Below are 22,742 nucleotides of genomic sequence, written 5' to 3' on the forward strand. Positions count from 1 at the left end.
ACCATGAATCATGTGGTAGCTGGCTTGCCAGCGATGAGGCCCGCCTGGTCACCCGAGAAACCCTCCGGTTCCACACCTGCGACACCCCGCCACGCCACGACCATGGTCGACACTGACTAACCGCCGCGCGCGTGCCAGACTGTCCGCCCGGGCAGGAGTGCCCCGGGAGTCTTTAGTCGGGAGTGTTGCATGTCGCTGTCCACCGGGCTGATCGCCGTCGTCGCCCTGGCCTATATGGCCATCATGTTCGCCATCGCCTTTTACGGCGACCGTCGCAGCACGCCATTGCCGCCGCGTGTGCGTGCCTGGGTGTACAGCCTGTCGCTGGCGGTTTACTGCACCAGCTGGACGTTTTTCGGTGCGGTCGGTCAGGCGGCGGAGCAATTGTGGTCGTTTCTGCCGATCTACCTCGGGCCGATCCTGTTGCTGGTCGGCGCGCCGTGGGTCCTGCAAAAAATGGTGATGATCAGCAAACAGGAGAACATCACCTCCATCGCTGACTTCATCGCCGCGCGCTACGGCAAATCGCAATCGCTGGCAGTGGTGGTGGCGCTGATCTGTCTGGTCGGCGTGCTGCCCTACATCGCCCTGCAACTCAAAGGTATCGTTCTTGGCGTGAACCTGTTGATTGGCGCCGGCGCCGACGCGATGGGCACGCGCGCGCAGGACACCGCGCTGATCGTGTCGCTGGTGCTGGCGCTGTTCACGATCGTCTTCGGTACGCGCAACCTCGATGCCACCGAGCACCACCGCGGCATGGTGCTGGCGATTGCCTTCGAATCGCTGGTCAAGCTGTTCGCGTTTCTCGCGGTCGGCGCGTTCGTCACCTACGGCCTGTATGACGGTTTCGATGATCTGTTCAATCAGGCGATGCTCGCGCCGCGCCTCGAGCAATACTGGAAAGAGACGATCAACTGGCCGTCGATGGTGGTGCAGACCGGCGTGGCGATGATGGCGATCATCTGCCTGCCGCGGCAGTTCCACGTCACCGTGGTGGAAAACATCGATCCGCAGGATCTGCGCCTGGCCAAATGGGTGTTTCCGGCCTACCTCGCCCTCGCTGCGCTGTTTGTAGTCCCGATCGCTTTGGCCGGGCAGATGATGCTGCCGAGTGACGTGCTGCCCGATTCTTTCGTGATCAGCCTGCCACTGGCCCAGGCGCATCCGGCGCTGGCGATGCTGGCGTTTATCGGCGGCGCATCGGCGGCCACCGGCATGGTGATTGTCGCCAGCGTGGCGCTGTCGACCATGGTTTCCAATGACATGCTCCTGCCGTGGCTGCTGCGGCGCAACAATGCCGAGCGGCCGTTCGAAGTGTTCCGTCAGTGGATGCTGTCGGTGCGCCGCGTGAGCATCGTGGTCATTCTGCTGCTGGCCTACGTCAGCTATCGCTTGCTCGGCTCCACCGCGAGCCTGGCAACCATCGGCCAGATCGCTTTTGCCGCAGTGACGCAGCTGGCCCCGGCCATGCTCGGTGCGCTGTACTGGAAGCAGGCCAACCGGCGCGGCGTGTTTGCCGGCCTCGCGACAGGCACATTCCTGTGGTTCTACACCTTGGTCTTGCCAATTGCCGCGCACAGTCTCGGTTGGTCGCTGAACAGTTTTCCGGGGCTGGCATGGCTGCACAGCAACCCGCTGAACCTGCCGATCAGCCCGCTGACCCAAGGCGTGGTGCTGTCGCTCGCCGGCAACTTCACCCTGTTTGCCTGGGTCTCGGTGCTGTCGCGCACGCGGGTGTCGGAACACTGGCAGGCCGGACGTTTCATCGGCCAGGAGATCAGCGCACGGCCAAGTGCGCGCTCGATGCTGGCGGTGCAGATCGACGATCTGCTGCAACTGGCTGCGCGCTTCGTCGGTGAAGAACGTGCGCGGCAGAGCTTTATTCGCTTCGCCTACCGCCAGGGCAAAGGCTTTAACCCGAACCAGAATGCCGACAGCGAATGGATCGCCCACACCGAGCGTTTGCTCGCCGGTGTACTCGGCGCTTCGTCAACGCGTGCGGTGGTAAAAGCCGCCATCGAAGGCCGGGAAATGCAGCTGGAGGACGTCGTGCGTATCGCTGACGAAGCCTCAGAAGTGCTGCAATTCAACCGTGCCCTGCTGCAAGGCGCGATTGAAAACATCACCCAGGGCATCAGCGTGGTCGACCAGTCGCTGAAACTGGTGGCGTGGAATCGTCGCTATCTGGAGCTGTTCAATTACCCCGACGGCTTGATCAGCGTCGGCCGGCCGATTGCCGACATCATTCGCTACAACGCCGAGCGCGGTTTGTGTGGCCCCGGCGAAGCGGAAGTCCACGTTGCGCGACGCCTGCACTGGATGCGCCAGGGCCGCGCGCACACCTCCGAGCGGCTGTTCCCCAACGGTCGAGTGATCGAGTTGATCGGCAACCCCATGCCCGGCGGCGGCTTCGTCATGAGTTTCACCGACATTACCGCGTTCCGCGAAGCCGAACAGGCTCTGACCGAAGCCAACGAAGGGCTGGAGCAACGGGTCAGCGAACGTACCCAGGAACTGTCGCAGCTCAACCTGGCGCTGACCGCGGCCAAAGGCACCGCCGAAGCGGCCAGCCAGTCGAAAACCCGCTTTCTGGCGGCGGTCAGCCACGACCTGATGCAGCCGCTCAACGCCGCCCGCCTGTTCTCCGCCGCCCTCTCCCACCAAAGCGAAGGCTTGAGCAGCGACGCGCAAAAACTGGTGCAGCACCTCGACAGCTCGTTGCGCTCGGCCGAAGACCTGATCAGCGATCTGCTGGATATTTCCCGCCTGGAAAACGGCAAGATCAACCCCGATCGCAAGCCCTTTGCGCTCAACGAACTGTTCGACATTCTCGGCGCCGAGTTCAAGGCCCTGGCGCAGGAACAGGGGCTGACCTTCCGCGTGCGCGGCAGTCATTTGCGCATCGACAGCGACATCAAGTTGCTGCGGCGGATTCTGCAGAATTTCCTTACCAACGCCTTCCGCTACGCCAAAGGCCCGGTGTTGCTCGGCGTGCGCCGGCGCGGCGCTGAGCTGTGTCTGGAAGTGTGGGATCGCGGGCCGGGCATTCCCGAGGACAAACAGCAAGTGATCTTCGAGGAATTCAAACGCCTCGACAGCCACCAGACCCGCGCCGAAAAAGGCCTCGGCCTCGGCCTGGCGATCGCCGACGGCTTATGCCGCGTGCTCGGCCATACCCTGCGCGTGCGTTCATGGCCGGGGCGCGGCAGCGTATTCAGCGTCAGCGTACCGCTCGCGCGCTCACAAACCGCGCCGGCCAGCGCCATCGCCGAAATCAACGGCAAGTTGCTCAGCGGCGCACAGGTCCTGTGTATCGACAATGAAGACAGCATCCTGATCGGCATGAACAGCCTGTTGAGCCGCTGGGGCTGCCAAGTCTGGACCGCGCGCAACCGCGATGAATGCGCAGCGCTGCTCAGCGAAGGCGTCCGCCCGCAACTGGCGCTGGTCGACTATCACCTCGACCACGGCGACACCGGCACCGAACTGATGGCGTGGCTGCGCACGCGCTTGGGCGAACCGGTGCCCGGGGTAGTGATCAGCGCCGACGGACGCCCGGAGATGGTCGCCCAAGTGCATGCGGCGGGCCTGGATTACCTGGCCAAACCGGTGAAGCCGGCGGCGTTGCGAGCATTGTTGAGCCGGTATTTGCCGTTGTAGGGGGTGATCTTGTAGACGCTATCGCGAGCAGGCTCGCTCCCACAGTTTGATCGCATTCGTTCAGTTGGAATGCCGTCTACCTCTAGGAGCCAGCCTTCTGGCGGTGGCGGTGGTTCATGCAAATGCTTGAACTCAGCCTGAAAATCAAAAGCCCCTCACCCTAGCCCTCTCCCGGAGGGAGAGGGACTGACCGAGGTGGATGCGAGAGATACGCTGACCTGGGATACCGAGTCGTATGCGATTTCAAAGCCAACGCAAATCGGCTCCCTCTCCAGGGGGAGAGGGCTGGGGTGAGGGGCGAATCCAACCGAAATCCCAAGCCAACCACCCGCTTCTAACCACTCAACAATGAGCGTTAGCTCGAGTGTTCTTGATCTTGCGTCACCGGCGACGTCGGAAGGCTGAGCGCAGGGATTGATCCGGGCGTGGGAGCGCAGCGACCGTCTGGCGCAGCCAGACACAGCGGAAGTAGGTGCAGCGAAGCAAACCGTAGCCGCTGCGCCCGGATCGATCCCGCAGCGAAGGAACCCGAGCCTGCGAGGGCCGTACGTAGGAGCAAGCGTTTTGGTTCCTTTTTGGCGTCTGAAAAAGGGACTCGCCGTAAGGGCCATCCCTTTCAAGGTCTTCTGTAAAATCCCCTGAAATTCATTTAGGGATACCCGAACGATGTGGGCCGATGTTCTAGCGCGTTTCGAGAAAAAAGCACCTGCCAGTGTCATGGCCAAATTGGCGCTGGAGCAGGCTATTGCCCCTGAGTGGATCGATCAGGTTTTCGAAGAGCATCGGCAACGGCAGTACTCTCGCGAACTGCTGTTTTCGACCATTATCAAGCTGATGTCCCTTGTTTCATTGGGCTTGAAGCCATCCCTTCACGCCGCCGCGCGGCAGCTTGAAGATCTTCCTGTGAGCTTGGCGGCTCTTTACGACAAGATCAGTCGTACCGAGCCTGCTCTGTTGCGCGCGTTGGTTACGGGCTGTGCACAGCGCCTGACTCCAACCATCAGGGAGTTGGGCTGCACGGCGATGTTGCCGGGCTGGCAGATTCGGGTGGTGGATGGCAACCACTTGGCGTCCACTGAGAAGCGTCTAGGGGCTTTACGTAATGAGCGCGGCGCTGCTCGTCCCGGTTTTTCGGTGGTTGCCTACGACCCCGATCTGGACCAGGTCATCGACCTTCAGGCGTGTGAGGATGCGTACGCAAGTGAGCGTGTTTGTGTGCTGCCTCTATTGGCCAATGCCGAGCCGGGCCAAGTCTGGCTGGCTGATCGGCTCTACTGCACGCTGCCGGTTATGGAGGCCTGTGAGCAGGTTCAAACCTCGTTTGTCATTCGTCAGCAAGCCAAACATCCACGCTTGATTCAAGAGGGTGAATGGCAAGAGCCGGTACCTGTGGAAACAGGCACTGTGCGAGAGCAGATCATCCAGGTCAGAGGCGGTTACCAATGCCGGCGTGTCGAGCTGACGCTTCATTCGCCAACGGACTCCGGTGACAGCAGTTTGATGTTCTGGAGCAACCTGCCTGAGAGCGTCACTGCACCACAGATCGCGGAACTCTATCGCCGCCGCTGGAGCATTGAAGGCATGTTCCAGCGACTGGAAGCGATTCTGGAAAGTGAGATTGAAACTCTTGGTAGCCCAAAGGCTGCCTTGCTCGGGTTCGCTACGGCGGTACTGGCCTATAACGTTCTGGCCGTCCTCAAACGAAGTGTTGAGCAAGCTCATCGCGATACCCAGCCGAAAGGATGGGAGGCCTCTATCTATCACTTGGCGGTTCAAGTCAGGAGTGGATATGAGGGAATGCAAATTGCGTTGCCCGCGGAACATCTTCCCGTTATCCCGCTAGAAAAACTGGCCCAGCGCTTATTGGAACTGGCCAGAAATATCCAGCCCAAACAAGTCGCGAAAAGCCCTCGCGGTCCCAAAGTGCCCAAGCCTAAAACATGGGTCCAGGGCACCGCAGTACATGCGCATGTTTCAACGGACCGGTTAATCAAGGCTAAAAAAACGAAAAGACCTTGAAAGGGATGGCCGTAAGGGCGAAACCGCCAGCCGCAGTACCCGAAGCAACGGATATGCACTCAAAAACCGAGCGCGCCAAGCTTCTAGTCCGGCAACTCGACCAGCCCATCAACATCCGTCATCGCCCGCTCCAGCAGATCAGCCGGCAGACTCTTGCTCGCCCGCGCCCCCAGCAACTTCAACTGCTCACTGCGACTGACCAGATTGCCCCGCCCTTCTGTGAGCTTGTTACGCGCCGAACTGTAAGCCTTGTCCAGTTGCTGCAAGCGATTGCCCACCTCGTCCAGATCTTGAATGAACAACACAAACTTGTCATACAGCCACCCGGCACGCTCAGCGATCTCCCGGGCATTCTGACTCTGGCGCTCCTGCTTCCACAGACTGTCAATGACCCGCAACGTAGCGAGCAAAGTGGTCGGGCTGACAATCACGATATTGCGATCGAAGGCCTCCTGAAACAGCGTCGGTTCAGCCTGCAACGCCGCCGAGAACGCCGCTTCGATCGGCACGAACAGCAAAACGAAATCAAGGCTGTGCAAACCTTCCAGACGCTTGTAATCCTTACCAGCCAAGCCCTTGACGTGATTGCGCAGCGACAGCACGTGCTGCTTGATCGCGATCTGCCCGAGCGTGTCATCGTCGGCGGCTACGTATTGCTGGTAGGCGGTAAGGCTGACCTTGGAGTCGACCACCACTTGCTTGTCGCCAGGCAGGTAAATGATCACGTCCGGCTGGAAGCGCTCGCCGTCCGGGCCTTTGAGATTGACTTGGGTCTGGTACTCTCGGCCCTTCTCCAGACCGGCGTGTTCAAGCACGCGCTCGAGAATCAGTTCGCCCCAATTGCCTTGGGTCTTCTGCCCTTTCAGGGCACGAGTGAGATTGGTCGCTTCATCGCTCAGGCGCAGGTTCAGCGCCTGTAAACGCTCAAGTTCCTTGGCCAGGGAAAAGCGCTCACGAGCCTCAGCCTGATAACTCTCCTCGACGCGTTTTTCGAAGGACTGGATGCGCTCCTTCAGCGGATCAAGCAACTGGCCGAGCCGTTGCTGACTGGTTTCGGCGAAGCGCTGTTCGCGCTCATCGAAAATCCTCCCGGCCAGCTCGGCAAACTGCGCGCGCAGTTCATCGCGCGAGCCTTGCAGGTCGTCGAGGCGTTGTTGATGGCTTTCCTGTTGCTCGCGCAGCTCGGCATTCAGCGACGCGGCTTGCGCATCGAGGCGGCGCAGTTCGGCTTCCTTGTTGGCGCGTTCGAGGTTCCAGGCGTGGGCGGCGTCGCGAGCGTCGTCGCGCTCGATCTGCAGCAGTTCGACTTCACGACGCAGGGCGGCCAGCTCAGCCTGTTTGGCGGCGTTGGCCTGGCCGAGATCGGCGACTTCATCGCGACTGGCCTCGAGCTGCGCATTGAGCCCGTCCTGGGCCAGTTGCGCCATGGCCAGCCGTTCTTCCAGCAAGGCCTGCGCGGCTTGCCCGCTGCTCGCCCGGCGTTGCAGCTGCCAGGCAAGAGCCAACAAGGGCAGCCCTGCCGCTGCGAGACCGAGCAATATGCTGGTCAAGTCCATAGCCATAGCGACTCCTGCCGGTCCGATAAAGCCTGAAGGTTAACCAAGGTGTCAGGTCTTGGACAGCTCAGTCTTCGAGCTGGCCGAGTTCCCTTTGTGCACGACGGTCGCCGGCGCGGGCGGCCTGGCGCAGCAGTTCCTGGCCAATGCGTCGATCCCGTGCGTTACCGCACTCGCGGCACATCAGTTGACCGAGGCGGCTTTGCGCCGTGACCACGCCTTCGCGCGCCGGTTGCTTGAGCAGGCGGCCAGCGAGGTGCTTGGCGTTATGGCTGGCGCTCAGGCGCGGACTGTCGAGCAACCATTCCGCAACACGTACGGAAAATCGCTTGGGCGGGGTAACAGCAGGAAGGTCTGAGGTAACAGAGTCTGATACTGAGCGAAACTTCATAAAGCACTGTGGGACGAATCGGAGGCGCGCCACTCTACTCTTTTTTTCTTACAGGTAAAGTCTAAAAACAACCCGGCACGCCCGTGCTAGAGCAAGCGCTCGGGACAATCCACAGAAGCTGTGGATAACTCAGTGGACAACCGTCCTGCAACCCGCGCAAAGCCTTATGGAACGGGGCTCGCAGTCAAACTGACGATTTTTTCACCAACAAAAAAAAGCGATGTTTTTCATTGACTTAAACTTTCGATGCAGGCAGCCACCGGGGTCAGGATTGATATGACAGTGCTGTGACAGCCTGCGCAACTAATGTGCACAAGTACCTGTTACCCGGTTATATCGCTGCGCTTTTTCGGGTCGTTTTGGCTGTTGATCCGTGGATAAGCCGCTTGCCAGCGCGGTTGATCAACGTAACCGCGCCGACCGACGGTCGAAAAATGCCCGTTTACGGCGGCCACGTTTTCACGCCAGGCAAACCCTGCGCTGGACTGCAATGTTTTTTTTCGCCGGCCATTTGCTTTAGCGATTTCGATCCGTTACTATCCGCGGCGTTAGTACCAAGCTGAAAGTCAATTCCGGTCGAACACATCCCCACGGTCAGCCTCTTGCAAAGAAGCCCAACCGAAAAAAGCGGGAACGACCCCTCGATGGTTTCCAGGTAAATCTTGCGCCAACACAGCCTTCCACTGATGCGAAGGGTGTTGCGAAGAACACTTACTCTGACCGAACCAACCTGCAAATTGATCAGGATCTTCACCCTGGGCCCAGAACCTCTGCCCTCGTTGTGATGCCTGTCCTCCTAAGTACCTACCTGCCAGCCCAAAGCGCGCCAACTTAATATAGCGCTGCAAACTGGCTGCTTTGTTCCAGTCGGGTTCTTCGTTCGATCAATGGTGATCGACGTTACTGGAACGTTTTAACGTTGCACGGTTCTTAACCGTGTCATTTGTAGGAACACCTAATAACTATGTCTACTCAAATCCAGACTCAGGATGCCATTCGCACCCTAACCAACGCTTTTGCCCCCATGAACTGCATGATCATGGCCGCTCGCAAAGGCTGCTTCAGCTTCACCGTGGTCAATGAACACGGGATCGCCCGCCACAGCGAGCGTCTGTACCCCGATCAGTACTCCAGCGCCGAACCGCTGCAGGCCGTGATCGATCGTACACGTCAGGCGCTGATCGCCTGAGAGCCGAAAAGGCTGCAAGCACAAGCCCCGCATGAAAATGCGGGGCTTTTTATTGCCCGATGTTTCTCTTTTTACGCATTAAGCCTAAGTACCAACGGATATAACGTTTATAACTCGAAGCCGGAAAGAATTTAAAAACAGGCTTTTACGTCGCGAATATGACACTACACTTGAACTCGGGCGACATGATTCGCTCACGGCGAGCCTGAACCGATCCACCGCTGCCAAGCCTCCTTCAGGACTCGCCACCCATTACCAGAACCGAGGGATTTATGGGTATCGCTGCCAGTGAACTGTGTCGATATGTGATTCGCCCTACGCTGATCTATCTGGGCCGTCACTGCGCCACTGCCGAATCACTGCTGCTGGGCATTGCCGCCAGCCAGTCAGCCCTCGGATCCGCCCTGCACGACCGCCGTGGCCACGGCCTCTACCGCATCGCCGAACAGCGCCATCAAGCGCTGTGGGATGACTACCTGGCGCTCGACCCGGAGCGTGCCAGCCTGGTACGCGGCCTCGCCAGTCAGCATGCGTTTCTCAGCGGTCCACACGTCGAGTTGACCGTCAATCTGCGTTATGCCACCGCCATCGCCTGGCTGCTGGTTGAAGAACAAAACCCCACCCTCCCCGCCCCGAACGATCTGTTGGCGATGGCGCGCATCTGGCGTCAGACCTTCCAGCCCCAGGGCCGTCTGCGCGATTTCACATTTGCCTGGCAAACCTGTGTTTCACCGCTGAAGCAGGTCGCCTGCTGACCGAGCGGTTTCGCAAGTTCTCGCAACAGGCCGCCATTCTGGTCGGATTGTCCTACAAAACCTCTCTAAATCAAGGCATACGGGCTATAGCGCTGCGGCGAAAATGTTGGTAATTTTCGCCCCGGTGATCACCAGGAGTTCTAATAATGAAAAAAGTCATGCTCAAAACCACCCTTAGCCTCGCCGTTACCCTTGCCTCCACCCAGATTTTCGCGGCAGGTTTTGCCCTTAACGAACAAAGCATCAGCGGGATGGGGACGGGTTTTGCCGGGCGATCTTCTTCTGCCGACGACGCAAGCACTGTTTATGGCAACCCGGCCGGCATGGCGCGCATCAAGCGCGAACAAGTCACCGGCGGTGTCGCCCTGGTTGACGCACATACCGATATCAGCGACGCCAGCTCCAGCCCCAACCGCGGTAGCAACGACGGCGATATGGTGCCTCTCACCGCCGTACCGATGGGCTTTTATGTCAAGCCGATCGACGATCACTGGGCATTCGGTCTGGGCGTGTACGTGCCGTTCGGCCTGATCACCGATTACGAAAACGGCTTTGCCGGCCGTTACTTCGGCAGCAAGTCCGAAGTGCAAGTCATCACCTTCCAGCCAACCGTCAGCTACGCCTTCAACGACAAGGTGTCGATCGGTTTCGGTCCGACCATCAACCGCATCGACGGCTCGCTGGAATCGAACCTGTCGATCACCCAGGCGCTGCCGGACGGCAAGGTCAAGATCAAGGGTGACGACACCGCGCTGGGCTACAACATCGGCGTGCTGGTGCAAGCCACCGACACCACGCGCGTGGGCCTGACCTACCACTCCAAGGTTGATTACAAGCTCGAAGGCGACACCAAGGTCAAGTACGGCGCACTGGCGCTGGCAGGTCTGGGCGCCAGCCAGAAGTACGACGCTTCGCTGAAGATCACCACGCCGGAATCGGTGGACCTGTCGGTTACTCAGGCAATCAACGATCGCTGGAACGTCTACGCCGGTACTACCTGGACCCGCTGGAGCCAGCTGGACAAGATCACCGTGAAAAACTCCGGTGTGCAGCCTGCGCTGGCCGGCCAGTTCGGCTCGATCAACGAAGACCAGAACTGGCATGACTCCTGGGCTTACGCCGTCGGTACGTCGTACCAGTTGAACAAGGAATGGGTACTGCGTACCGGCCTGACCTTCGACCAGTCGCCGACCAACAACGAAGACCGCTCGCCACGTATCCCGACCGGCGACCGGACCATCTTCAGCATCGGTGCCGGCTGGAGCCCGACCGACGACCTGACCATCGACGTTGCCTACTCGTACCTGAAGGAAGAGTCGGTCAACATCCGCAACGAAAACGCACGTGGCCAAAGCTACGACGCCAAGTATGAAAACTCGGCAAACGGTTTCGGTGTCGGCGCGACCTACCGCTTCTGATGCACGCTGGCGAGGCTGACCCCTCGCCACAAAAAAGCCCCGCTCTCTTGCCAGAGGCGGGGCTTTTTCATGCAGATCCAAAATTCGGGAACAGGGTGAGTCAGTTGGCCAACGGCTTCGAGGCAATCGCCTTCTCGATCGCCGCAATGAACTCCGGATCATCCGGTTTGGTCAGGCTTGAGAAACTGGCAACGACCTTGCCCTGCCGATCGATCACGTATTTATAGAAATTCCATTTCGGCGCATTGCTCTGCGCAGCCAGCACTTGAAACAGGTGCGTGGCATCGTCGCCGCGGACCTTTTGCGGTTCGGTCATGTTGAAGGTGACGCCGTAGTTGGCGTAGCAGACCTTGGCGGTTTCGGCGCTGTCCCTGGACTCTTGCTTGAAGTCATTGGACGGCACGCCGAGCATTTCCAGGCCCTGGGGCTTGAAGCGCTGATTGACCGCCTCAAGACCTTCGAACTGCGGGGCGAAACCGCAGAAGCTGGCGGTGTTGACCACCACCAGCGGTTTGTCCGCGTACTGTTTGCACAGATCGATGGATTCCTTGGCCCGCAACTTCGGCAGCGAACCTTGCAGCAGCTCCGGGCAATCCGCGGCCTGGGCGAGGCCGGTCATCGCCAGCAGCAATGCGGGAACAGCACACCAACGCATCAACATGTCGAACATCCTTGAGCAGTTGTCAGGCCTTGACGTTACTCGCCATGCCGAGTTCTAGCAAATGCTCATGCCCAACTGCATCAGGGCCAGACCGCCCTGCTGCCAGCCCCACCACGCCAGCGCCAGCAGCGCGGCGCCGAGTGCGCTGATGGCCAGTCGCGGCCAGAGGCGATTCACGCGGCGCTCGCACTGGCTTGCAGGCGTGCGACCGGGCACTCGCGCACCGGCCAGTTCAACGCCGCGGCCAACAGGCTGAGAAGAATCGCCACTTGCCAGATCAAGTCATAACTCCCGGTGCGGTCGTACACCACCCCGCCCAGCCAGCCGCCGAGGAACGAGCCAAGCTGATGGAACAGGAACACGATGCCACCGAGCATGGACAGGTTGCGCACGCCGAACAAGGTCGCCACCGTACCGTTGGTCAGCGGCACTGTCGACAGCCACAAAAAGCCCATGGCCATGCCGAACAGGTACGCCGATGTGGTGGTTACCGGCAGCCACAGAAACAACACGATCACCACCGCCCGCAACAGATACAGCCCGGTCAACAAGCGCGGCTTGGACATGCGCCCGCCGAGCCAGCCGGCGGTGTAGGTACCGAAGATATTGAACAAGCCGATCAGCGCCAGCACCGTGGTGCCGACTGTGGCCGGCAGGTGCTGGTCGACCAGGTAGGCCGGCAGGTGCACACCAATGAACACCACCTGGAAACCGCAGACGAAGAAGCCGAACGCCAACAGCCAGAATCCGGAATGCGAGCAAGCTTCACGCAAGGCTTCGGACAGGCTTTGCTCATGCCCTAGGACCGGCAATGGCTTGTCCTTGAGCATGCTCACCAACGGCACGATCATCGCCACCAACAGGCCCAGCACCAACAACGCCGCCGACCAGCCGAGCCAGCCGATCAGGCCGAGGGTGCCCGGCAACATCGCGAACTGGCCGAACGACCCGGCGGCGCTGGCAATGCCCATGCCCATGCTGCGTTTCTCTGCTGGCACGGCGCGCCCGACCACACCGAGAATCACCGAGAATGAGGTGCCGGACAGGCCGATACCGATCAGCAGCCCGGCACTGAGCGACAGCGTCATCGGCGAATCGGACAAGCCCATGCAGACCAGCCCCAGCGCATACAGCACTCCGCCGATCAGCACCACTTTCGCCGCGCCAAAGCGGTCGGCCAATGCACCGGTGAACGGCTGCGCCAAGCCCCAGATCAGGTTCTGCAAGGCAATGGCGAAAGCGAACACCTCGCGCCCCCAGCCGAACTGCGCGCTCATCGGCGACAGAAACAGACCGAACCCGTGGCGCACGCCCAATGACAACGCCAGGATCAGCGCACTCCCCAGCAACACCCAACCGCACGTACGCCACATCGATGTCATTATTATTCTCCGGTCGCGGGTATATACCCGCTTGAGTTCGGAAAAAACCGGCCTCAGGCCAGTTCATCCAGCAATTTGAGCAAGGTCTCGCGTTTTTCCGCGCCGAGCCGATCAATCAAGCGCTCCTGCGCCGCTTCCCAGGCCGGCAATGCTGCGGCCAGGCGCTGCGCACCGGTTTCGGTCAGACGGACGATGCGGTTGCGCATGTCCTCGCCTTCGGCCAGCGCCACCAGCCCTTCGCCTTCCAGCACCCGCAGATTGCGCCCGAGGGTGCTGCGGTCCAGGCCCATGGCTTCGGCCAGTTCGGAAATGCTCGGCTGCTCCAGACGCTGCAGATTGCACAGCAGAGAATACTGGGCAACGTTGATCCCGAAGCCGTCGAGGGCGCCGTCGTAATGCCTGCTGACGCCACGCGCGGCGCGACGCAGGTTGATGCATAAACACTGAGAAGGAAGCATGGTGCGTGTATATACCCGCGACTGTGTTAAATCAAGTTACAGATGGATTTTGACCGGAACATTTGTGGTGGCTGGAATATCGCTATCGCGAGCAGGCTCACTCCTACAGGGGATTGCATTTCAAATGTAGGAGCGAGCCTGCTCGCGAAGGGGCCAGCACAACCGACGCGAAAACCTCAGACCAACGCCAGCCCAACCAACACCGCCATCTCCAGCAATTCCAGCAACGCCCCCGCCGTATCGCCAGTCGTCCCGCCCAACCGGCGCATCATCACCTGACGCAGCCAGACAAACATGACGACGCAAATCACCACCGCAACGATCCCGGCAATCAACGCGCACGCAAGCGCACTCAAGCCCAGCACCCACCAGCCCGCCCTGCGTGGCAGATGGTCGGCCAACGCCTGCCCCAAGCCGCCGGCCCGCACATACGGCGTGGTCAGAAACAATCCTAACAACGCCGACCGACCCAGCAGCGGCACGATGATCAACGCCAGCCCCTGCCCTTGCTCGATCAACGCCAGCAACGCGGCGAACTTGAGCAGCATCACCAGCACCAGCGTTACCACGGCAATCGGCCCGCTGCGTGGGTCTTTCATGATGGTCAGCGTGCGCTCGCGATCACCGAAACCGCCGAGCCAGGCGTCGGCGCTGTCGGCCAGACCATCGAGATGTAGCGCGCCGCTGAGCAACACCCAGACCGTCAGCAACAGTGCCGTGTGCAGCAGCAACGGCGCACCGGCCAGCAGCAGATTCAAACCCCAGAGGATCAGGCCAAACAACAAACCCACCAACGGATAGAACAGCAATGAGCGACCGAGCTGTTCCGGCTCGGGCATCCCCGGCAGCCGAATCGGCAAACTGCTGAGAAACTGCAAGGCGATCCACAGCGGCAACATCTCAGTGACCTTCCTTGAGCGAGCCATCGGCCGCGACCGTCAGCGCAAATAGTGCGCCATGACCCACCTCGACATTCAGCAGTTGCTCGCGAGGCAAACCGCGCGCCCGCGCCAGCAGCAGGCGCATTACGCCGCCATGGCTGACCAGCAGAATCCGCTCACCTGCGTACGCGGCGTACAGCCGTTCAATGGCCGCCAATACCCGCGCCGAAAAGTCGCTGACCGCTTCTCCATCCGGTGGCGTAAAGGCATACGGATTAGCCCAGAACAGCCCCAACGCCTCGGCGTCAGTCTCCATCAGCGCCGCCGCACTTTGTCCTTCCCAAGCGCCGAAATGCAGTTCCTGCAAGTCCTTGTCCAGATGCACGCTGAGGTTCAGTTGTTCGCCGAGTTCGGCGGCGAACCGCGCGCAACGCTGCAACGGCGAGCTGACGATTCGATCCCACGGTCCGCCCGCGACCACCGCCGCGCGCATTTGCGCCCAGCCCTGCTCGGTCAGCGCATCATCAAGACTGCCGCGCAAACCGCCGCCCAGTTCGGTTTCGCCGTGGCGCAGCAGATGCAGATGCAAAGTCATGCGGGACGATCCGCCACTGCCGCTTCGGCGAACGTTGCCATGTGCCCGTGCAGATCGCAGGCCAGGCGCAACAGCGGCACCGCCAGCGCCGCGCCACTGCCCTCGCCCAAGCGCAGACCGAGTTCCAGCAACGGCTCGGCCTGCAGCGTTTCGAGCACATGCCGATGCCCCGGTTCGGCACCGCGATGGCCAAACAGCAGCCATTCGCGGCAGGCCGGATTCAAGCGCACCGCGACCAGCGCCGCGACTGTGCAGATAAACCCGTCCACCAACACCGCAACACCCTCCTGCGCCGCCGCCAGATAAGCGCCGACCAGCGCGGCGATTTCGAACCCACCGAGGTTGAACAGCGTCTGCAACGCATCGCCGCGCTGTGCCGCGTGCAGTGTCAGGGCACGCTCGATGACCTGCGCCTTATGACTGACGCCTGCGGCATTCAACCCGGTGCCGGGACCGGTCAGGTGCGCGACCGGGCAATCGAGCAAGGCGCAGGCCAGGGCGCTGGCCGCCGTGGTATTGCCGATGCCCATTTCGCCACCGATGAACAACTGCGCGCCCGCCGCTTTCGCCCGCAGCAGGGTTTCACGCCCGGCCTGCAAGGCCCGCTCGCCTTGAGCTTGGGACATTGCCGCGCCGTGGACGAAGTTCGCCGTGCCCGCGCCGATGTTCACATGCCGCACGCCGGGCAGATTCAACGCCGGATTCACTGTGCCCAGATCGACCACTTCCAGCTGCGCGCCGAGCTGGCGCGCCAACACGCTGATCGCCGCGCCGCCGCTGACGAAGTTGAGCAGCATCTGCCCGGTGACTTCCTGCGGGAACGCCGAAACACCCTCGGCGACCACACCGTGATCGCCGGCAAAAATCGCGATCCAGATCTGCTCCAGCGTCGGCTTGACCTGCCCTTGCAGGCCGGCCAGTTGCACCGCAACGGTTTCCAGCCGACCGAGCGAGCCGGCCGGTTTGGTCAGTTGCTGTTGCCGCGCCGCCGCTTGTTCAACGGCGTTGTTGTCGACCGATTGGCACGGGTTGAGCCACCAGGCTTGAGTCATAACGCAGGTCCTTTCAGAGTCAGGGGCAGGCCGGCAACGGTCAGGACGACTCGCTGACAACGCTCGGCCAGAGCTTGATGCAGCCAACCGGCTTCATCGACATAGCGGCGAGTCAATTCGCCCAGCGGCACGACACCCATACCGGTCTCGTTGCTGACAAAAATGATTTCACCGGGCAGCGAGGCCAGGCAATCGAGCAGCGCTTCACGCTCGGCGACGAGGCGTTCGGCGTCGTCGAGCATCAGCAGATTGGTCAGCCACAAGGTCAGGCAATCGACCAACAGGCAACGCTCGGCGCTGGCAGATTCGCGCAACACCCGAGCCAGTTCCAGCGGTTCTTCGATGAGTGCCCATTCAGCCGGACGGCGGGCGCGATGGTGAGCGACGCGCGCGTTCATTTCGCCATCGAGCGGTTGGCTGGTGGCGACGTACGTCACCGCCAGCTGGCTGTCGCTGGCGAGTTTTTCGGCCAACCGGCTTTTGCCGGAGCGGGCGCCGCCGAGGATCAGTTGGAGCATGGGGAACATCCTGAAAATTGTGGGTTGAGGCGACTGGCGCTATCGCGAGCAGGCTCACTCCTACAAGGGATCTCGAGTAGCCATGAATTTTGTGTAAAACACATAACCCTGTAGGAGTGAGCCTGCTCGCGATGAGGCAATTGAACCCACCTCAAACCCCACAGAGCTCACGCAACAACCCGGTATCCAGATGCTGCTCCACCAGATCCGCCAGGCGCTCGATATCGCGCTCGCGCAGGCCGTGGTAATCCACCGTTTGCACATCGCTCAACCCGGCCCAGCGCAGCACCGCCACACAAGCCTGGGGCGATTCGAACAAGCCATGCAGATAGGTGCCGAACACCTGACCGTCAGCATTTTGCGCGCCGTCGCGACGACCGTCGTCAAGCAACACCGCCGCGTTCTCCAGCGCCGGCCCGCGGGTGACGCCAGCATGGATTTCATAGCCGCTGACTTGCGCGTTTTCCAGCGCCAGCCGCCCGCGCACGTTGCGCAATTGCTTCTCGGCTTCGAGCGTTGTTTCAAACGCGAGCAAGCCCAGCCCGGCGCTGGAACCTGCTGCGCCTTCCAGACCCAGCGGATCGTGGACCTGCTCGCCAAGCATCTGCAGACCACCGCAAATGCCCAACACTTTGCCGCCGTAGCGCAAATGCCGGTTGATCGCGGTTTCCCAGCCGTTGCCACGCAGATACGCAAGGTCGCTGCGCACGCTTTTCGAGCCCGGCAGGATGATCAGGTCCGCAGGCGGAATCGCCTGCCCCGGCCCGACAAATTGCAGATCGACTTGCGGATGCAAACGCAGCGGATCGAAATCGGTGTGATTGCTGATGCGCGGCAGCACCGGCACCACGACTTTCAGTACTTGCTCGGCCTTGTCGGTCTGGCGCTGGTCGATGCCGTCTTCCGCTTCCAGATGCAGATCCAGCACATACGGCAGGACGCCAACCACCGGTTTGCCGGTGCGCTGTTCCAGCCAATCGAGGCCCGGTTGCAGCAAGGCGATGTCACCGCGAAAGCGGTTGATGATGAAACCCTTGACCCGCGCCTGCTCGCTCGGCGACAACAACTCCAGGGTACCGACCAGATGGGCGAAAACCCCGCCGCGATTGATGTCGGCAATCAGCAGCACCGGGCAATCCACCGCTTCGGCAAAGCCCATGTTGGCGATGTCGCCGGCACGCAGATTGATCTCGGCCGGTGAGCCCGCGCCCTCGACCATCACCAGTGGATAGGCGGCGCTAAGGCGTTGGTGCGAGGCCAGCACCGCTTGCATGGCGATGGCTTTGTAGTCGTGATAGGCGACGGCGTTCATCGTCGTCACCGCGCGGCCGTGAATGATCACTTGCGCGCCGGTGTCGCTGTTGGGCTTGAGCAGCACCGGGTTCATGTCGGTGTGCGGTTCGAGATACGCGGCTTGCGCCTGCACCGCTTGCGCGCGGCCGATCTCGCCGCCGTCCGCCGTCACCGCGCTGTTGAGCGCCATGTTCTGCGGCTTGAACGGCACCACCGCGACGCCCTGACGGGTCGCCCAACGACAGAGCGCCGTCACCAGCGTACTTTTACCGGCATCCGACGTGGTGCCCTGCACCATCAGCGTGGTCATGGGTGTTCCTTACGGTAGGCGTCGAAGGCGTGTGCCAGTCGCAGCTCATCGGCGGCATCGCCGGGCAGGCCGAAACGCAGGCTGCTGTTGTGGGTGAACAGGCGCAGGAGGATGCCGCGCCGGGCCATGAAATCGTGCAGCGTTTCGGCGTCTTCGGTGATCAGCCATTGGAACAGCGCGCAGCCGCCCTGCGGCTTGAAGCCGTAGCGCTCAAGCAATGCCGCCAGCCGTTCGCTGGCTTCATCGCTGCGAATCCGTTGGCGCGTGTGATTTTCGGTGTCTTGCAGACACGCCTGACCGAGCACCCGCGTCGGCCCGCTGACCGCCCACGGTCCGACCTGTTCGGCGAGCAGTTTGAGCAACTTGCGCTCGGCTAGCACGAAGCCCAGACGCACCCCGGCCAGACCGAAAAACTTGCCGAACGAGCGCAACACGATCAGGCCGATGAGATGGCTGTGCGCGGCCAGGCTCAAGTGCGGCGTGTTGTCCATGAACGCTTCGTCGACCACCAGCCAGCCGCCGCGCTGGGCCAGCCGCGCGTGCCAGTCGAGCAGCCGCGCCGGGGTCAGGCTGAGGCCGGTCGGATTGTTCGGGTTGACCACCACCAGCACATCGAGGCTGTCGAGAAAGAACTCGACTTCCTGCTCCAGCACTTCGCGGACGATATAGCCACTGCGCCGCCACGCCTCGGCGTGTTCGGCATAGCACGGCGACAACACGCCGACCTTGCCGGCACGGCGCAAGCGCGGCAGCAACTGGATGGCCATCTGCGAACCGGCCACCGACAGCACTTGCGCGGCACCGTAGTAATCGCACGCTGCCTGCTCCAGGCCATCGTCGGTTTCCGGCAGGCGAGCCCAGGCGCGCAAGGGGATTTCCGGGATCGGAAAAGGCCACGGCGCCAGGCCGCTGGACAGGTCCAGCCAGTCGGCTTCGGCAATGCCGTAATCGTGTGCCGCCTTGCGCAGTCGGCCACCGTGCTCAAGCATAGAATTCAGCCCCCACGCAAAGAATCAGCAGCCATAACCATACCCCGCGCTGGACCAATTGCCAGCCGCGCTCGATGGAATCGGCGTCGGCGGGGGCGCCTTCACCGAGTTGAGGGCGCTCGTGCAGTTCGCCGTGGTAGATAGCCGGCCCGCCCAGCTCGACGCCGAGTGCGCCGGCACCCGCGGCCATCACCGGGCCGGCGTTGGGGCTGTCCCATTGTGGCGCCTGGGTGCGCCAGCACGTGAGCGCGAGGCGGGTTTTGCCGAGCAGCGCGTAGGTCAGCGCCACCAGCCGTGCAGGAATGTAGTTCAACACGTCGTCGATTTTCGCCGCCGCCCAGCCGAAGCGCTCGAAGCGTTCGTTGCGATAGCCCCACATCGCGTCCAGCGTGTTGCTCAAGCGATAGAGCACCACGCCCGGCGCACCGGCGACAACAAACCAGAACAGCGCAGCAAATACCGCATCGCTGCCGTTTTCCAGCACCGACTCGGTGGCGGCGCGGGCCACGGCGTTGCTGTCGAGTTCGTCGGTCTGGCGGCTGACCAGATAGCCGACGCGAGTGCGCGCCTCAGCCAGATCATCAGCGCGCAATGCCGCAGCCACTGGAGCGACATGTTCGCCGAGGCTGCGCATGCCGAGGGCACAATACAGCGCAAGAATCTCAACGACCCAACCCACGTACGGCGCCCAGGAAAATGCCGTGGCGAGCAGCGTCAGCGGCAGCACCGCGATCACCCACGCGGTCACGCCATGGCTGCGCCAGCCGCGGCCACCGGCGTTGAAACGTTGCTCGATGCGCCCGGCAAAATTGCCGAACGCCACCAGCGGATGCCAGCGTTTCGGTTCACCGAGCAGCGCATCCAGCGCCACTGCGGCGACACTCAACAACGCCACACTCATTGACTCACTCCCCAATAATTTTCGTACAGCAATTCGTTCAGCGGTCGCGCCTGCGCCCAGCCTTCGAGGACCAGCATCGGCGCCGGGTAGAATTCCTTGACCGGGCCCAGACACAGCACCGCCAGCGGCTTGGCACCCGGCGGCAATTGCAACAGATCCGCCAGCGCTTGCGGCTCGAACAGCGACACCCAGCCCATGCCCAATCCTTCGGCACGGGACGCCAACCACAGATTCTGGATCGCGCAGGACAGCGAAGCCATGTCCATTTCCGGCAGCGTGCGCCGGCCGAAGATGTGCTTTTCACGATCGTCCATCAGCGCCGCCACCAGTACTTCGGCGCAGTCATTGATGCCTTCGACCTTGAGTTTCATGAACTCGTCACTGCGCTCACCAAGGGCTTCGGCGGTGCGCACGCGTTCGGCTTCGACCAGATGCTGGATCTGCCCGCGCAGGGTGCGGTCGCTGATGCGGATGAAGCGCCAGGGCTGCATCAGGCCGACACTTGGCGCTTGATGGGCGGCTTCGAGCAGACGCCGCAGCAGTTGCGGTTCAACGGTGCCGCCGCTGAAATGGCGCATGTCGCGGCGTTCGGTGATAGCTTTGTAAACGGCCTGGCGCTCGGCTTCGGAGAATGCGTTGTCGGTCATGGCCCTTTCGCGAGCAGGCTCGCTCCCACAGGGGATTGCGTTTCGTCAGGTGTTACACCGTCCAATGTGGGAGCTAGCCTGCTAGCGATAGCGGTTTCAAGATCAGGCACAAACAGCGCGGCAATCGCAGTCGGATTCGACGGAAAATAAAAGTGCACATAAGAAGCCGTCATCCGCCCTTCACGATAAACCGCCTCGGCCCCGCGCCCGCCATTCGGGCTCAGCCCACGGGCAATCGGCGTCAGCTCAGTGGTCGTCAGCGAATGATGATACGTGTGGCCGCGCAACGAGCCTTCCGGCAGATCGACCGCCTGCAACGCCAGTGCCGCCAGACGCTTTTGCATCACCGCCTCGCCCTGTAACAACCCGACCAGTTCAGCGCGGGTGCCTTCGACATCGGTCAGCGAATCGAGCAGATAAAGCATGCCACCGCATTCGGCCAGCAACGGCTTGCCTGCCGCATGGTGCGCGCGGATCGCCTCGAGCATCGCAGTGTTCTGTGCCAGTGCAACGTGGTGCAGCTCGGGGTAGCCGCCCGGCAGATACAGACTGTCCGCCTCGGGCAATTGCGTGTCGCGGATCGGCGAGAAGAAGCTCAACTCGGCGCCCATCGCCCGCAACAGATCGAGGCTTGCGCCATAGGTGAAAGCGAACGCTTCGTCGCGGGCAACGGCGATCCGCACGCCTTGCAACAGTGGCTCGGCAGCGATGACATCCGGCGCGGCAAATTCAACGGCCGGCGGCAGCGCCACTTCGCAACTGCTGGCCAGGGCATCGGCGGCGGCGTCGAGACGCAAGTCCAGATCATTCAGTTCGCTGGCCTGCACCAGGCCGAGATGGCGACTCGGCAGCTCGATGCCGGTCTCGCGCGACAACGCGCCGTACCAGCGCAGGCCTTCGGTGAGGCTGCCTTCGAGCAATTGCGCATGACGCAAAGTGCCGACGCGGTTGGCCAGCACCCCGGCGAACGGCAGGTCCGGCTGATATTTCGCCAGGCCCAGCGCCAATGCACCGAAGGTCTGCGCCATGGCGGTGCCGTCGATCACCCCGAGCACCGGCACGCCAAAGTGTCGCGCCAGGTCAGCGCTCGATGGCGTGCCGTCAAACAGGCCCATCACGCCTTCGATCAGAATCAGGTCCGCATCGGCGGCGGCTTCCCACAACAGGCGACGGCTTTCCTGCTCGCCGACCATCCACATGTCCAGTTGATAGACCGACGCACCGCTGGCGCGCTCAAGGATCATCGGGTCGAGAAAGTCCGGACCGCATTTGAACACGCGCACCTTGCGCCCCTGATTGCGATGCAAACGGGCGAGCGCGGCGGTGACCGTGGTCTTGCCCTGGCCGGAAGCCGGCGCGGCAATCAGGACGGCCGGGCAGTGACGGGGCTGATTCAAAGTTCGACGCCTTTCTGCGCTTTGATCCCGGCCTGGAACGCATGCTTGAGCATGCCCATTTCCGTGACCGTATCGCCCATCTCGATCATTTCCGGCTTGGCGCCGCGCCCGGTCACGACGACATGCTGCATCGGCGGCCGCGCCTGCAAATCGCTGAGCACCTGATCGAGATCCAGATAACCGTGCTTGAGGGCGATGTTCAATTCGTCGAGCACCACCAGCCCTATCGACGGATCGCGCAGCAGCTCACGAGACACTTCCCACGCCGCCGTGGCGGCGGCGATATCGCGCTGACGGTCCTGGGTCTCCCAAGTGAAACCTTCGCCCATCACATGGAAGCGCACTTGCTCGGGGAAGCGGCGGAAGAACAGCTCCTCGCCTGTGCTGTTGCGGCCCTTGATGAACTGCACCACACCGCACTGCATGCCGTGGCCCATGGCGCGGGCAAGCATGCCGAAGGCCGAGCTGCTCTTGCCTTTGCCATTGCCGGTCAGCACCAGCACCAGGCCGCACTCGTCGGGCGAATTGGCGATGCGTTCGTCGATCACGGCTTTTTTACGCTGCATGCGCGCCAGATGGCGTTCGTCGCGCTCGGGGGAATCGGTCATGGGGGAGCTCTCCGTTGAGACGGGTAAACGGCGGGCAGGCACAAGAATAGACGGCAAAAAGC

Annotated in this window: 22 protein-coding genes; 5 read left to right on the forward strand and 17 right to left on the reverse strand. The window is 61.8% G+C overall.

Annotation, left to right across the window (positions count from 1 at the left end; translation table 11 throughout):
• Positions 1–189: 189 nt before the first annotated feature.
• Positions 190–3,660, forward strand: a complete 3,471-nt coding sequence (locus J3P93_RS19175) for a hybrid sensor histidine kinase/response regulator (protein ID WP_434590756.1) — start codon at positions 190–192, stop codon at positions 3,658–3,660.
• A gap of 717 nt (positions 3,661–4,377) precedes the next feature.
• A complete protein-coding gene (locus J3P93_RS19180) occupies positions 4,378–5,679 on the forward strand; it encodes an IS4 family transposase (protein WP_434598317.1) in 1,302 nt (433 codons plus the stop codon).
• Between the two features lie 83 nt (positions 5,680–5,762).
• Here the strand turns inward: J3P93_RS19180 and rmuC are convergent, their stop codons facing one another.
• The 3 genes from rmuC to J3P93_RS19195 form a co-directional block, all read right to left on the reverse strand.
• Positions 5,763–7,127: a DNA recombination protein RmuC gene (gene rmuC, locus J3P93_RS19185; protein WP_434598437.1), complete on the reverse strand. Its 1,365-nt coding sequence runs from the start codon at positions 7,125–7,127 to the stop codon at positions 5,763–5,765.
• 175 nt (positions 7,128–7,302) lie between these two features.
• Positions 7,303–7,626: a hypothetical protein gene (locus J3P93_RS19190; protein ID WP_090282452.1), complete on the reverse strand. Its 324-nt coding sequence runs from the start codon at positions 7,624–7,626 to the stop codon at positions 7,303–7,305.
• 323 nt (positions 7,627–7,949) lie between these two features.
• The gene (locus J3P93_RS19195; protein ID WP_434590760.1) at positions 7,950–8,081 is read right to left on the reverse strand and encodes a hypothetical protein; all 132 of its coding nucleotides are present in this window, start codon (positions 8,079–8,081) and stop codon (positions 7,950–7,952) included.
• A 509-nt stretch (positions 8,082–8,590) separates the two neighbouring features.
• Here J3P93_RS19195 and J3P93_RS19200 point away from each other — a divergent pair.
• The 3 genes from J3P93_RS19200 (at position 8,591) to J3P93_RS19210 (ending at position 10,988) form a co-directional block, all read left to right on the forward strand.
• Entirely contained in the window at positions 8,591–8,815 is a 225-nt protein-coding gene (locus J3P93_RS19200; protein WP_332761870.1) for a hypothetical protein, read from the forward strand.
• Between the two features lie 272 nt (positions 8,816–9,087).
• Positions 9,088–9,570 carry a hypothetical protein gene (locus tag J3P93_RS19205; protein WP_090282450.1) on the forward strand — a complete coding sequence of 161 codons (483 nt, stop codon included), beginning with the start codon at positions 9,088–9,090 and terminating at the stop codon, positions 9,568–9,570.
• Positions 9,571–9,716: 146 nt separating this feature from the next.
• Positions 9,717–10,988, forward strand: a complete 1,272-nt coding sequence (locus tag J3P93_RS19210; RefSeq protein ID WP_434590764.1) for an OmpP1/FadL family transporter — start codon at positions 9,717–9,719, stop codon at positions 10,986–10,988.
• 100 nt (positions 10,989–11,088) lie between these two features.
• Here the strand turns inward: J3P93_RS19210 and J3P93_RS19215 are convergent, their stop codons facing one another.
• From J3P93_RS19215 to cobO, 14 genes are all read right to left on the reverse strand, one after another.
• On the reverse strand, positions 11,089–11,649 hold the full coding sequence (locus tag J3P93_RS19215) for a glutathione peroxidase (RefSeq protein ID WP_434590767.1): 561 nt from the start codon (positions 11,647–11,649) through the stop codon (positions 11,089–11,091).
• 54 nt (positions 11,650–11,703) lie between these two features.
• Complete coding sequence (locus J3P93_RS19220) at positions 11,704–11,826, reverse strand: hypothetical protein (protein WP_269458358.1); 123 nt, start codon at positions 11,824–11,826, stop codon at positions 11,704–11,706.
• Positions 11,823–13,031, reverse strand: a complete 1,209-nt coding sequence (locus J3P93_RS19225) for an MFS transporter (protein WP_434590771.1) — start codon at positions 13,029–13,031, stop codon at positions 11,823–11,825. The genes J3P93_RS19220 and J3P93_RS19225 overlap by 4 nt, the downstream gene beginning before the upstream one ends.
• Positions 13,032–13,084: 53 nt before the next feature.
• Entirely contained in the window at positions 13,085–13,489 is a 405-nt protein-coding gene (locus J3P93_RS19230) for a MarR family winged helix-turn-helix transcriptional regulator (RefSeq protein ID WP_394507810.1), read from the reverse strand.
• Positions 13,490–13,665: 176 nt separating this feature from the next.
• Positions 13,666–14,388, reverse strand: coding sequence for an adenosylcobinamide-GDP ribazoletransferase (locus tag J3P93_RS19235; protein WP_434590775.1), 723 nt, complete (start codon positions 14,386–14,388; stop codon positions 13,666–13,668).
• Position 14,389: 1 nt separating this feature from the next.
• Positions 14,390–14,965, reverse strand: a complete 576-nt coding sequence (gene cobC, locus J3P93_RS19240) for an alpha-ribazole phosphatase family protein (RefSeq protein ID WP_434590778.1) — start codon at positions 14,963–14,965, stop codon at positions 14,390–14,392.
• Positions 14,962–16,017, reverse strand: a complete 1,056-nt coding sequence (gene cobT / locus J3P93_RS19245) for a nicotinate-nucleotide--dimethylbenzimidazole phosphoribosyltransferase (protein WP_434590781.1) — start codon at positions 16,015–16,017, stop codon at positions 14,962–14,964. The genes cobC and cobT overlap by 4 nt, the downstream gene beginning before the upstream one ends.
• A complete protein-coding gene (cobU, locus tag J3P93_RS19250; RefSeq protein WP_434590784.1) occupies positions 16,014–16,535 on the reverse strand; it encodes a bifunctional adenosylcobinamide kinase/adenosylcobinamide-phosphate guanylyltransferase in 522 nt (173 codons plus the stop codon). The genes cobT and cobU overlap by 4 nt, the downstream gene beginning before the upstream one ends.
• A 151-nt stretch (positions 16,536–16,686) precedes the next feature.
• Complete coding sequence (locus J3P93_RS19255; protein WP_434590787.1) at positions 16,687–18,138, reverse strand: cobyric acid synthase; 1,452 nt, start codon at positions 18,136–18,138, stop codon at positions 16,687–16,689.
• Positions 18,135–19,127 (reverse strand): threonine-phosphate decarboxylase CobD, encoded by a 993-nt coding sequence (cobD, locus tag J3P93_RS19260; protein ID WP_434590790.1) that lies wholly within the window; start codon positions 19,125–19,127, stop codon positions 18,135–18,137. The genes J3P93_RS19255 and cobD overlap by 4 nt, the downstream gene beginning before the upstream one ends.
• Positions 19,120–20,028: an adenosylcobinamide-phosphate synthase CbiB gene (cbiB, locus tag J3P93_RS19265; RefSeq protein WP_434590793.1), complete on the reverse strand. Its 909-nt coding sequence runs from the start codon at positions 20,026–20,028 to the stop codon at positions 19,120–19,122. Before cbiB ends, cobD begins: the two co-directional genes overlap by 8 nt.
• Positions 20,025–20,675: a 5,6-dimethylbenzimidazole synthase gene (bluB, locus tag J3P93_RS19270; RefSeq protein WP_434590796.1), complete on the reverse strand. Its 651-nt coding sequence runs from the start codon at positions 20,673–20,675 to the stop codon at positions 20,025–20,027. The genes cbiB and bluB overlap by 4 nt, the downstream gene beginning before the upstream one ends.
• On the reverse strand, positions 20,672–22,072 hold the full coding sequence (locus J3P93_RS19275; protein ID WP_434590799.1) for a cobyrinate a,c-diamide synthase: 1,401 nt from the start codon (positions 22,070–22,072) through the stop codon (positions 20,672–20,674). Before J3P93_RS19275 ends, bluB begins: the two co-directional genes overlap by 4 nt.
• Positions 22,069–22,680, reverse strand: a complete 612-nt coding sequence (gene cobO, locus J3P93_RS19280; RefSeq protein ID WP_016773703.1) for a cob(I)yrinic acid a,c-diamide adenosyltransferase — start codon at positions 22,678–22,680, stop codon at positions 22,069–22,071. Before cobO ends, J3P93_RS19275 begins: the two co-directional genes overlap by 4 nt.
• Between the last annotated feature and the right edge of the window lie 62 nt (positions 22,681–22,742).

Source organism: Pseudomonas sp. R3-57 (assembly GCF_051132065.1).
Lineage (GTDB): Bacteria > Pseudomonadota > Gammaproteobacteria > Pseudomonadales > Pseudomonadaceae > Aquipseudomonas.